Here is a 12,752-nt window from a genome sequence, read left to right on the forward strand (position 1 = left end):
GGGCGGGATCAGCCGCTGATGAACTTGTCCGCCAGCTTCGGGGCCGAGACCACCCGGGCGCCGTCGAACCTGGTCAGCACCCGTCCCTCGGGGGTGCACGCGGTGATCGTCAGCGACGCGGTGGTGGAGGTGCCGCCCTGCGCGGGCTCGACGGTGATCAGGAAGGGGGCGCCGTCGGGCAGCGGGTGGTGCAGGTCGGCCCGGTCCACCCCGAGCGGCAGCGAGGCGCTGCCCCGGAACAGCCGCATCCATACGAGCCCCGCCTGGAGCAGCAGGTCGGCGGTGCCGGGGGCGAACCTGGTGGCCGCGAACGCGCCGCCCTCGGGCCGCAGTTCGGGCAGCTCGGCCTGGAGCACGAGCCGTGACTCGTCCTCGGCGAGTATCCGCCGTAGCCCGCGCAGGGCCTGGCCGTGGAAGAGGGTGCCGTCGGTGTAGAGGTCCGCGGCGTCCCGGCCGCCGCCGAGCGCGGGCAGCCCGCCCAGGTCGGCCGCGGCGGGCGCGGCGCCCGGGACGGCCACCGCCCCGTAGTGGGGGCGCGGGGCGCCCTTGGGCCCCTCGGACCTGATGGCGACCTGGAAGGCGCCGCCGTCCGCGGGGGTCATCGTCAGGGCGAGCCTGTCGGGCTCGGTGCCGTCGAAGACGACGCCCTTGTGCACGTCGAAGTCGCGGACCTGGCCGACGGCGGTGTCGGCGCCGCGCTCGACCGCGCCGACGGCCCAGCCGAGGGCGACCGCGGCGGGCAGCACGGGGACCCCGCCGATGACGTGGTCGGTGAGGACGGGGTGCCCGGTCAGCGCGCCGAGTGCGTGCTCGACGGTGACGGGCCCGGTGGCCTCGGGGCGTTCGGGCTCGGACAGCGGGGTCGTCGGCCCGAGCACGGTCACCACGTCGGCGGCGCGGCCCGCGTCGAACTGCTCGGTGAACATCCCGGCCCCGGTCGCCACCGGGATCAGGGTGATGCCGCGCTCCTTGAAGACGGCCTTGATCTCCGGGGAGACCATGCCGCTGTCCCAGGCGCCCCAGTTGAGCGAGGTGACGCGGGCGGCCGGGTGGCGCCGCTTGTGGGAGGAGGCCCAGGCGTTCAGGACCTCGTTGGCCATGGCGTAGTCGGACTGGCCGCGGTTGCCGAAGAATCCGGCGACCGAGGAGAACAGCACCAGGTGGCGCAGCCGCTCGGGGTCGAGGGCGCCCGCCACCACCCGGAGGCCGGTCAGCTTGGGGGCGAAGACCCGCTCGATCTCGGACGCCTTCTTGTTGGCGACGAGTTGGTCGGCGAGGACCCCCGCGCCGTGTACGAGGCCGGTGATCCGGCTCCGGTACGGGGCGAGGGCGGCGGCGGTGGCGGCCTGGTCCGTGATGTCGACGGCCAGGTACTCGGCGGTGCTGCCCGCCGCGTGCAGGTCCGCGAGGGTGCCGCGGATCTCCCGGGCGCCGATGACCGCGCGCGACAGTTGCTCGACACGCTTGGGGGTGGGCTTCTCGCCTGACGCCTTCACATGGGCGGCGGCCGCGGCCTTCAGCGCGCCCTCCTCGACGCCGTGCGCCCAGGCGGGCTCGTCGTCGAGGGGGGTGCGGCCGAGCAGCAGCAGCCCCGGACGGTGGCGGCGGGCGAGTTCCGTGACGCAGGCGGCGGTGATGCCGCGGCCGCCGCCGGTGACCACGATCAGGTCGTCGGGGGTGAGGGCGGGGACGTCGGCGGACGGGGGGCCGCTCGGCTCGTCGGTGAGCGAGAGGCCGACGCGGCGGGTGCCGTCGTGTCCTGCCTGGGTGATCCCGGCGACGGCGTCGTGCGCCTCGGCGAGCACCAGCGCGGCGCCCGCCTCCGCGGTGAGCGCGGGGGCCAGGTCGACGGCCCTGCACAGCAGCGTGGGCGCCTCCACGGCCAGCGTCTTGACGAGTCCCGCGACCCCGGCGGCCGGGGTCAGCTCCTCGTCGACGCCGCCGAGTCCGAAGGCGCCGTCGAGGCGGGTGACGCCGACGAAGGCGGCGCGGCCCGTCTCGGCCGCCGCGGTGAGCGCGGTGACGGAGTGCTTGGCGACGAGCAGGGTGTGCGCGAGACGGCGGGTGCCGTCGGTGAACTCCTGGTAGTGGGTGGCGGAGAGGTCGAGGACGAGGCTGATGCGCTCGGCGAACGCGGCGTCCATCCGCTCGGCCAGCTCGGTCACCCCCCAGCCGGTGAGGGAGTGGTCCTTCACCCCGGCGATGCGCTGGGGCACCCCGGGCAGGCGCAGCACGTGCACCGGGCGTCCCGACTCGGTCAACTGCGCGGCGAGGGCGGGGGCCAGCTCGGAACCGTCATCGACGATCAGCGCCCCCGATCCTTTTGGGTAGACCTCCACGAGCTGGTCGGGGGTGGGCAGTTCGACCAGCGCGGCTTGGGCGCGGCCGATGCCTTCCCGCTCGTCGGCGGCCTCGGCGCCGGCCCCGGCGGGGGCGGCGGCGTCGGAGGAGGGGGCGGAGGGGGTGGTGGTTCCGGCGGTGGTGCCGCCGGACATGAAGTCGACGATGTTGCGCAACGTACGCAACTCGGCCAACGCCTCAGGACCAGCAGCGGCAACACCGTCACCGAACCGCTCCTGCATCACACCCATGATCTCCACACGCTTGATCGAGTCGATACCCAAATCCGCCTCGACGTCCATGTCCAGCTCAAGCATGTCGGCCGGATAACCGGTCTTCTCGCCCACCACTTCGAGCAGCGCCGACTCGACGCCGGACGCATCCACACCGGGGGTCGCGGCCGGCGCGGAGGGGGCGGTGGTTCCGGCGGAGGTGCCGCCGGACATGAAGTCGACGATGTTGCGCAACGTACGCAACTCGGCCAACGCCTCAGGACCAGCAGCAGCGACACCATCGCCGAACCGCTCCTGCATCACACCCATGATCTCCACACGCTTGATCGAGTCGATACCCAAATCCGCCTCGACGTCCATGTCCAGCTCAAGCATGTCGGCCGGATAACCGGTCTTCTCGCCCACCACTTCGAGCAGCGCCGACTCGACGCCGGACGCATCCACACCGGGAGCCGGAACCACGGCGGGCTCAGGGGAGTTGGCTGCTGCCGCGCCCGTGTCAGGACCCGCCATGAACCCGACGATGTCCCGCAACGTACGCAATTCGGCGAGCGCCTCAGGACCGGCAGCCACCACACCGTCGCCGAACCGCTCCTGCATCACACCCATGATCTCGACACGCTTGATCGAGTCGATGCCCAGATCGGCCTCGACGTCCATGTCCAGCTCAAGCATGTCGGCCGGGTAGCCGGTCTTCTCTCCCACGACTTCGAGCAGCAGGGCCTCGACGCCCACGGTGTCCTGTGCCACGGCGGGCTGCGCGACGGGCGCGGGGGCGGGGGCGGGGGCCGACGCGGGCGCGGTGATGACCGGCTGGGCGGCGGGCGCGGGGGCCGGGGCCGCGGGGGTGCCGGAGAGTGCCTGGGGGGCGGGGGCGAGGGCAGGGGCGGCCTGGGCGGGGAGCGTGGGGCGCTGCTCGGTGATGGGGGCGGGCGCGGGCGCCGGGGCCTGGCGGGGTGCGGCGGGGGCCGCTGCGCCCATTTCGAGCCCGGCCAGGTCGCGCAGGATCTCGTTGGCCCGCAGGTGGCTGCGCCCGATGTCGAGCCCGTGTTCCTTGACGGCGTTGATGCCGGGCAGGACATGGCCGAGCCTGCCCTGCTCCGCGGCGCGCTCCAGGAGTCCTGTCAGCCGCTCCGCGCTCTGGAGCTGGCTGGTCAGGTAGTCGTCGTGCAGGGCGAGATGGTCGGCCACGAGATCGGCCAGGCGGTCACTGTCCACGTGAGCTGTCTCCATGACGGTGGGAGCAGGAGCGGGAGCGTGTGCGGGGGCCGGCGCGGGCGCGGCGGCCGCCGGGGCGTGCGCCGTGTCCGCGGCCGCCGCGGCGGCGGTGGCGCCGCCACCGGAGCCCGGGGCCGGGGCCACGGGGGCCGCGGCGAAGGCCAGCGCGGGCGCGGGGGCCGGGGCCTGGGCGGGGGCGGCGGGCGCGGGGATGCCCCTCGGCGCGGCAGGCGCGACAGGCGCGGCGGGCGCGGGGGCCCGGGGCGGGCGCGGGGGCTCGGCGGTGCCGCCGCCCGGCAGGGTGGGGACGGCGACGCGGTAGCCGTTCTCGATGGCGTCGCGGTAGGCGGCCCTGCGGTCGGCGGACACGTAGTTGATGCCGTTGAGCAGGATCGACATGCCCTTGGCCGGGGCCTGCTCCGGCCGCGGCCGTACGTAGCGGTCGGCGGTGGCCAGCGGGAGGCCGAGGACGGCGAGGACGGCGACGGCCTGCTTGAGGGTGGTGTCGGCGTCCTTCTTCGGGCCGCCGTCCAGGGCGACCACGGTGTGCTCGCGGTCGCCGAGCACCCGCCGCACGAGCTGGGTGAGCACGCTCTTGGGTCCGAACTCGACGAACACCCGGTACCCGGCCGCGTACATCTCCTCGATACGGGTGGAGAAGTCGACGGGGTTGATGAGCTGCTCGGCGAGTACGGCGCGGTTGGCGGCGGTGTCGTCGCCGTAGCTGGCGCCCCTGGTGTTGGCGAAGACGGTGCCGTGCGGGCGGCCGACCTCGACGCGCTCGACATCGGCGCGGAACGCCTCGACGGCGTGGCCGACGAAGGGGGTGTGGAAGGCGGCGGAGACCGGCAGCCTGCTCGCGCGGACCCCGGCGGCCTGTGCCTCGGCGACCAGGGTGTCGACCTCGGCGGTGGGGCCGCCGACGACGATCTGGTCGGGCGCGTTGCGGTTGCAGACCACCACGTCGGTGCGGGCGGCGAGGAGTTCGGCGACCCGCTCCTCGGTGGCGGTGAGGGCGGCCATGGCGCCCGCGTCGAAGCCCGGGTCGAGCGGCGGCGCCATCGCCCTGCCGCGGGCCCTGGCCAGGGTGTGGAAGGCGTCGTCTGTGAGGGCGCCCGCGGCCCACAGGGCGGTGAGTTCGCCGAAGCTGTGGCCGAGGAACCCCTCGGCGTGGAAGCCGAGTTCGGTGAGGTAGCGGTACTGGCCCGCGGACAGCGCGCCGATGGCGGGCTGTGCGTAGGCGGTGGCGCGCAGCGCGGCCTCCTGCTCCGCGGCCTCCTCGGGGCCGAAGGCGGGCGGCGGGAAGGCGACCCGGGAGAGCGGCTCGGCGCCCTCGAAGGTGCGGTTGGCGGCGTCGAAGGCGGCGCGCAGCGGCGGCAGTGCCATGACGGCGCCGCGGCCCGGGTTGACGTACTGGCTGCCCTGGCCCGCGAAGAGCGCGGCGACCCTGCCGGTCGCGGCGGCCGAGCGGCGGAAGTGGACGCCCTTGGGGTGGGACCAGGACTCGGCGTCGGGGCGTGCGCGCAGCTCGCCGAGGGCGAGTTCCCGAAGCTCCGTCAGCTCCCGCTCGGTGCGGGCGACGAGGGCGAGGCGGGCGTGGGCCGCGGGGGCGGGGCCGCCGGTGGCGGGTGCGCCGGAGGCGAGGGCCGCGGTGAGGGCGGCGGTGTCGGGCGCGTGCCAGAGGTGGACCTCGGCGACGGGGAAGGAGACCTGGAGGTCGTCGCCGTCGCCGTGCTCTTCGAGCACCATGTGGAAGTTGGTGCCGCCGAAGCCGAAGGAGGAGAGCGCCGCGCGCCGCTTGGGCCGCTCGGGGGTGCGTATCCAGGGCCTGGCCTCGGTGTTGACGTACACCGGGCCGCCCTTGAAGTCGATGGCGGGGTTGGGCTCGTCCACGTTGATGGTGGGCGGCAGCACCTTGTGGTGCAGGGCCAAAGCCAGCTTGATCATGCTGGCGGCGCCCGCGGCGGCCTTGGTGTGCCCGATCTGCGACTTGACGCTGCCGAGTGCGGCGTAGCGGGTGGCGTCGGTGGACTCGGACACCACGGCCGACAGGGCGCTCAGCTCTGTGGCGTCGCCGACGGCGGTGCCGGTGCCGTGCGCCTCGAACAGCTCGATGCTCGCGGGTGAGCAGTCGGCGTCCTCGTAGGCGCGGCGCAGCGCGACCATCTGGCCCTCCTTGCGGGGGGCGTAGATGGACTTGAAGCGGCCGTCGCTCGATGTGCCGATGCCGCGCAGCACCGCATAGATCTGGTTGCCGTCGCGCTCGGCGTCGGCGAGGCGGCGCAGCGCCAGCATGCCGATGCCCTCGCCGATGAGGGTGCCGTCGGCGTCCTTGTCGAAGGGGCGGATGGTGCCCGACTTCGACAGCGCCGGGGTCTTGCTGAAGCACAGGTACATGAAGATGGTGTTCTCGGCGTCGCAGCCGCCCACCAGCATGGTGTCGGCGCGGCGCTCGACGAGTTCGCTCGCCGCGGCGCGCACGGCGCCGAGCGAGCTGGCGCAGGCGGCGTCCACCGTCATGTTGATGCCGCCGAGGTCGAAGCGGTTGGCGACGCGCCCCGCGACGACGTTGCCGAGCATGCCGGGGAAGGAGTTCTCCTCCCAGGGGGCGTACGCGAGGCGGAACTTGGCGACGATCTCCTCGGCGTCCCGCTGGGAGAGGCCGCAGCTCCGTACGACCTCCTTGAGCACACCGCTCTGGAGGCGGGCGGTCAGCGGCTGGGTGAGCTGGTTGGCGCCGGTGATGCCGAGCACCACGCCGGTGCGGGACCTGTCGTACCAGGGCTGGTCGGCGCCCGCGTCCTTCAGCAGGTCGCGCGCGACGACGAGGCTGAGGAGCTGGAGGACGTCGGTGACCTCCAGGGTGTTGGGCGGCAGCCCGAACTCCAGCGGGTTGAAGGGGGTGTCGGGGATGAACCCGCCGCGCTTCGCGTAGGTCTTGTCGGGCGCGGTGGGGTCCGGGTCGTAGTGTTCGCCGACGTCCCAGTGGTCGGCGGGCACGTCGTCGATGCAGTCGGCGGCCGAGACGACGTTCGACCAGAACTCCCGCAGATTGCTGGACTTGGGGAAGAGCGCGGAGAGGCCGACGATGGCGAGGGGTTCCCGGGCGAGCCGACGGTCGAGGTCGGATTCCTGCGAAGAGTTCACGGCGAGTCTCTCTGGATCTGGGGCGAACAGGGAGGTCGGAGGGGGCGGCGGGCCACCGGGGCGGGCGGTCGGCGGGCCTTCGGGGTGCGCGGGCCCGCCGGGCGGGCCGTGGCCGGGAGCGGCACACGGCTCCCCCGGGGCGTGCGGCCCCGGGAGCCCGTGTGCCGCTCCCGGCGGGGCGCGGTGGGCGCGGGGCCTTCGGCCGGGGGTGCCGGCGCCCGGGCCCACCGCCGTCACACCGCGGCGGTGCGCCGCTCGGACTCCTCGGCGATGTGCGCCGCCAGGGCCTCGATCGTCGGGTGGTACCAGAGGGCGGTGGTGCCCAGTTCGAAGCCCAGCCACTTCTCCATCTCGCCCGCGATGATCAGGGCGGCGGTGCTGTCGAGGTCCAGCTCGTCGAAGTACTGGTCAGGGGGGACCTGCGACGGTTCGGTGCCGAGGCGCTGTGCGATCTCCTCGATCAGCCACTTCTGGGCCTCCTCGGCCGTGATTTTCACCATTTCCGATCCTCTCCGAACGGCTTGTCGCGCGTCTGCCGGTGCCGGGCGGCATTCCCGGGAGAACTCCCCGGCGGCGACGCGCGGGGGCGCATGAGCAAAGAGGGCCACAACGGGCCGGGCGGCGGAAACCGTTCCGCGAGCGTGAACCTATGACCGCTCGCCCGCCTCGGCAACCGAACTCGGCGGCGCGAAAAGCCTTTACGGGCCCGGGGAAAGGGCAGGGGGCGGCCGGGGCGCCGTTATTGGGGTCGCTGAGCTGGGGCGTTTTCCGGGGGTGCGGGCGGTGGCGCAGCCGGTGTCAGTTCTCGGCGGCGCTGTCAGCGCCCGTGTCAGCCATTGGCGCGAGCGGCCCCCCGGGGTTCTCCGGGGTTTTTCCGGGGGAATTCGACGGGGTGCGGGGCGCGCCGGTGTGGTATCCGGGGGCGGCCGTGGCGGCGGCGCGCGGCCCGTGGTGGGCGGTGCCCCTGAGTTCCGCGGCGGCGGCGCCGATGGACAGCGGGCGGCGCCCGGCGATGCGTACCGCCGCGGTGCGCAGGGTGAGCGGCAGATGGCCGCAGAGCGCGGCGAGTTCCGCGGTGGCGCCGGGCTCGGCGGCGGTGCGTGCGACGCCGAGGTACGCCTCCACGAGGGCGTACGACTCCGGGGGCGTGAGGACGCCGACGGGGATCGCGATGGCGCCCTCGCGGGCCACGAGACCCGTCAGCGGGGTCCTGCCGGTGGCGAGCACCAGGTTGCCCGGGGTGCCGGGCAGCAGCGGGCGCACCTGGTCGGGGTCGCCGACGTCGTCGAGCAGGACCAGGAAGCGGCGCCCCGCGGTGAGGCTGCGCAGCAGGTCGGACGACTCCTCTGGGCTGTCGGGCAGCCACTCGTCGCGCACCCCGAGGGAGTGCAGGAAGCGGGTGAGCACGGTGGCGACTTGGAGCGGCCGCTCGGTGCTCGCGCGCAGGTTGGCATAGAGCTGCCCGTCGGGGAACTCGCCGCGCCGCTGGTGGGCCCAGCGCACCGCGAGCGCGCTCTTGCCGACCTCGCGCGGGCCGTGTACGACGCCGATCCCGGCCGAGGCGCCGTCGCCCCTGCGGGTGTCGAGGAGGCCATCGAGGGCCTGGAGTTGCTGCCGTCGGCCGATGAACGGGGTCGGCGCCGAGGGGAGTTGGGCGGGGACGGTGAGGCCGCGCACGGGTTCGAGTCCTGTGCCCCTGGGCTCGAAGGCCGCGGCGGGCAGCGGGGTGCGGGAGAGCGTCGTGGAGGTCAGGACGGCCTCGGCGACGCCCGGCGGCTCGCCCGACTCGGCGGCGAGGATGGCGTGCCGTGCCCGCCAGACCTCGTCGCTCGGCTCGACGCCAAGATCCTGGCGCAGCCGCACCCGCAGCTCGGCGAAGAGGTTCAGGGCGGCGGCGCGGCGGCCCGAGCCGGCGAGCGCGAGCATCATCCTGGCCTGGAGGGACTCGTGCAGCGGCTCGTCGTGGACGGCGGCGGCGAGGTGCTCGACGGCGAACGCGGGGCGGCCGAGGCCGAGCGCGAGGTCGGCGCAGTCGATGGCGACGTCGACATGGCGCTGGGCGACCCGCACCGCGGCCGGGTGCTGCCAGAGCTGGGGCACGTCCTGGAGGAGCCTGCCGCGTCTGCCGCGCAGCGCCTCGCCGTACAGGTCGAGGGCCGCCTGCGGGTCGGCGGCCTCGGTGCGCTCGGCCCTGGCGACCCGCTCCTCGAAGTCGCGCAGGTCGAGGTGGGCGCCCGCGCTGTTGAAGGCGTAGCCGCCGCGCACCGTTCTGATCCGGTGCTCGCCGCCGCGGTGGTCGGTCTCCCTGGCGAAGACGCGGCGCAGTCGCGCGGCGTAGCTGTGCAGGAGGTTGGAGCTGCCCGGCGGGGGCTCGTCGGGCCACAGGACGTCGGCTATCTCGTCGTGCCTGACGATCTGGTCGGGCTGGACGGCGAGCAGCCCGAGCAGCGCGCGCAGCTTCGGCGAGAGCGCCACGGGTGCGCCCCCGTAGAGCACCGCCGGGGGGCCGAGGAGGCGTATCTCGCAGGGGACGGGCGACCAGTCGGGGCGGGCCGCGGTGGTACGGGGGCGGCGGGTGGCGGACAGTTCGTATCCGACGACGCGGGCCAGCCTGTCCAGCGACTGATGGCGGGGCGTGCGCACATGGCCGCGTTCGATGTGCCGCAGGGTGCGTACGCTGATTCCGGCTCTGCGCGCCACCTCTTCCTGGGTCAATCCGGCCCTGATGCGGGCCGCCCGCAAACCGTCTCCCACGCGCCCCTCGGTCATCCCCCACCTTTCACGTACAGTCGCACGAACGGTTAGAAGACAGGCTTGCGGCTCTTTGCTGACCCGTTCCCCAACAGGCAAGTATGCGCTCCATTGTGACGGGCGCGCAGAGTTTCGTCACCGGGGACCGAACACGTTGCCGGTGGGTGAATAGCCGAGTGCGGCTTTATCGCGCGAATCCACCACGAAGGTGTTTGGCCCGCCGAACTGATTTCCGGAATGTGCATGCCTCCGGGTCTTCGCCGATGGGGCGAAGACCCGGACACCGTGTCACGGCCGTATGTGTCGCGCGTTATGTGGAGGTGTCGTGAAGAGCTGGACTCAGCCCGCGCGGAGCCCTTCGTCCCCGACCGTCTGGAGGGGTTCGGCCGCCGGCCGCGGCGCGGGGGCCTCCTCGCGGCGCGCGGAGGGGCGTACGAGGAGCAGCACGAGGAGGCCGGCGACGACCGCCGCGACACCGCCGACCAGGAAGACCTGGTCGAGCCCCGAGGCGTAGGCGTCCTCGACGGTACGCCGGGCGGCATCCCTGGTGCCCTCGGGGACGGCGGCGAGCAGGGTGTCGGCCTGGCCGCCGGTGACGAGGTCGGCCTTGGCGTCGCCGTCGCCGAAGAGGCCGCTGCCGGTGAGCTTGCTCGCGACGGCGCCCGACAGCACGGTGCCGACGGCCGGGATGCCCAGCGCGAAGCCGAGTTGGCGGAAGGTGTTGGCGGCGCCGCCCGCCATGCCGGCCCGGTCGGGGGGCGCGGCGGCGAGGGCCGCGGAGGCGAGGATGGGCGAGGCGATGCCGACGCCGAAGCCCGCGACCAGGAAGCCCGCGAGCATCGCCGTCCACCCCGAGGTGCCGGTGAGGAACATTTCGAGGAACGAGCCGCCGCCGATCAGCACGAGCCCGCCGCCGATCGGATACTGGGGCGGCATGTTCGCGAGGAAGCGCCCGCCGAGTCCCGCGGCGACGAAGGACATCCCGCTGAACGGCATCAGGATCAGACCGGCCTTCACCGGGCTGAAGTGCAGCACCGACTGCGCCCACACGGACACGTAGACGAGGTTGGCGAACGCGGCGGCGCTGAAGACGACCGCGCCGAACATCAGGGTGGCGAAGGACGGGGTGCGGATCAGCCCGAGGTCGAGCATCGGGTCCCGCCGCCCCCGCTCGACCAGGACGAACGCCACCAGCGCGACCGCGGCGCCGCCGAACAGGGCGAGCGTGCTGCCCGCGCCCCAGCCCTCCTCGCCCGCGCGGATGAGGGCGAAGATGAGCAGGGTGGCGACCAGGGTGAAGCCGACGGTGCCCGGCAGGTCGACGCGCCGGTCGGCGCGCCGCGCGGAGGTGGCGAGGTGCCGGGCGCCGATGTAGAGCGCGACCGCGGCGACCGGCAGGTTGACGTAGAAGATCCAGCGCCAGTCGAGGTGTTCGGTGAGCAGGCCGCCGAGGATCGGGCCCGCCGCGGCCGCGGCGCCGTTGACGGCGCCCCACATCCCGAAGGCGATGCCGCGGTCGCGGCCGCGGTAGTTGTCGGCGAGCAGCGCGGAGTTGGTGGCGAACATGGCGGCGGCGCCCAGGCCCTGCACCCCGCGCGCCGCGATCAGCATCGCGCTGGTGGTGGCGAGGCCGCAGGTCAGCGAGGCGAGCGCGAAGACGACCAGACCGATCAGGTACACCCGGCGGGCGCCCACGAGGTCGGAGAGCGAGCCGATCGCCATGAGCAGCGCGGCGAGGACCAGGACGTAGACGTCGACGACCCACTGCATCGCGGAGAACGAGGTGTCGAGCGAGTCGGTCATCTGGGGCAGCGCGACGCTGACGATGGTCACGTCGATCAGCAGCATGAAGGTGCCGAGGCACACGGCGAGCAGCGGCATCCATTTGCGCATGGCGTGGAGCCTTCCGAGGGTTCGGCGGGCGCGGCACGGGGTCCGCGCCGGGACGGGAGTGGGGAGGGGGTCGGCGCGCCTGCCGGGGCAGGCGGCCGTGCCCGAGGGGTCGCACGACACCTCTTGGACACTGGCTAAGAGACTACACCAGACTCTTAGACAGTGGCTAATAGGTTAGGGTGAAAGGGTGCCCGCGAGGGCGTGGCCGCGAAGTGGCGCCGTCAGGAAGGCGCGACGTCGCGGACGCGTCCGGGGGCGTGACCGCGGGGTGGCAGTCGGGCGCCGCGTGGACGCGCCCCGGGGGCCGTGTGGTAATTGGCGTCGCGGCCCCGGCGGGAACCGTCGGACGGCCCCCGGAAGCCGGGCCCTCGTAGCGCCGCTTCGGCACTCATCCCTGAGCGTTAGGTCTCTCGTCATGGCTGACTCTGCACCTCGCCGCCGGTCACGGGCGTCGGCTGGCCTCCCGCCCATCACCGCGGAACAGATCATCGACGCCGCGGTCGAGCTGACCGGTGAGCGGGGGCTCGACGGCTGGTCGATCCGCCAGATCGCCACCAAGCTCGACGTGTGGCCCGGGGTGGTGGCGCACCACGTGGGGGACCGCGAGGCGGTCGTCATGGGCATCACCGACCGGGTGATCTCCCGTATCCCCGTGCCGGGCGAGGAGCAGCCGTGGCGCGAGTGGTTCCGCGCCATGCTCGTCGACGGCCGCGCCGTGCTGCGGGAGTTCCCCGGGGTGGCGCGGCGGCTGTGCGTGGTGGGGCCGAACGTGCCCTCCGCGCTGCCCACCATCGACACCGGCATCCGGGTGCTGATGAAGGCCGGCTTCGGGGACCAGGCGCCGACGGTCTACCGGTACCTCTTCAACAGCGCCTTCACGCTCGTCGCGGTCGAGGACGACCGCGGCAGCTTCCCCACCGCCCGCGCCGACATGGGCCGCGCCATGGCCGCCTACGCGGAGGACGAGTCCCGCCCCGGGCTCGCCGCGGTGGGCACGAGCGCCCGCGGCAGGGGCACCGACCCGGAGGCGCTCGCGGCCGAGGAGACGGACTTCTTCCGCTTCACCGTGGAGCGCTCGCTCGACGGCGCAGAGGCGATGCTCGCGGGCCGCTGAGCGACCGCGGGGCCGCCGCCCTCCCCCGCTGTGCGGGAGGGCGGCGGCCCCGTGCA

General features: G+C 74.0%; 5 protein-coding genes. 1 reads left to right on the plus strand and 4 read right to left on the minus strand.

Annotated features, from left to right (window positions below):
* Nucleotides 1–8: 8 nt before the first annotated feature.
* The 4 genes from ACIBIW_RS01915 to ACIBIW_RS01930 form a co-directional block, all read right to left on the minus strand.
* On the minus strand, nt 9–6,938 hold the full coding sequence (locus ACIBIW_RS01915; protein ID WP_399330845.1) for an SDR family NAD(P)-dependent oxidoreductase: 6,930 nt from the start codon (nt 6,936–6,938) through the stop codon (nt 9–11).
* Between the two features lie 233 nt (nt 6,939–7,171).
* A complete protein-coding gene (locus ACIBIW_RS01920) occupies nt 7,172–7,438 on the minus strand; it encodes an acyl carrier protein (RefSeq protein WP_399330847.1) in 267 nt (88 codons plus the stop codon).
* A gap of 298 nt (nt 7,439–7,736) precedes the next feature.
* A complete protein-coding gene (locus tag ACIBIW_RS01925) occupies nt 7,737–9,707 on the minus strand; it encodes a BTAD domain-containing putative transcriptional regulator (protein WP_399330849.1) in 1,971 nt (656 codons plus the stop codon).
* A gap of 321 nt (nt 9,708–10,028) precedes the next feature.
* A complete protein-coding gene (locus ACIBIW_RS01930; protein ID WP_399330851.1) occupies nt 10,029–11,582 on the minus strand; it encodes an MFS transporter in 1,554 nt (517 codons plus the stop codon).
* Nucleotides 11,583–11,997: 415 nt separating this feature from the next.
* Between ACIBIW_RS01930 and ACIBIW_RS01935 the strand changes: the two genes are divergently transcribed.
* Nucleotides 11,998–12,696: a TetR/AcrR family transcriptional regulator gene (locus ACIBIW_RS01935; RefSeq protein ID WP_399330853.1), complete on the plus strand. Its 699-nt coding sequence runs from the start codon at nt 11,998–12,000 to the stop codon at nt 12,694–12,696.
* Nucleotides 12,697–12,752 lie beyond the last annotated feature (56 nt).

It is taken from the genome of Streptomyces sp. NPDC050560 (assembly GCF_044457285.1).
Taxonomy (GTDB): domain Bacteria; phylum Actinomycetota; class Actinomycetes; order Streptomycetales; family Streptomycetaceae; genus Streptomyces.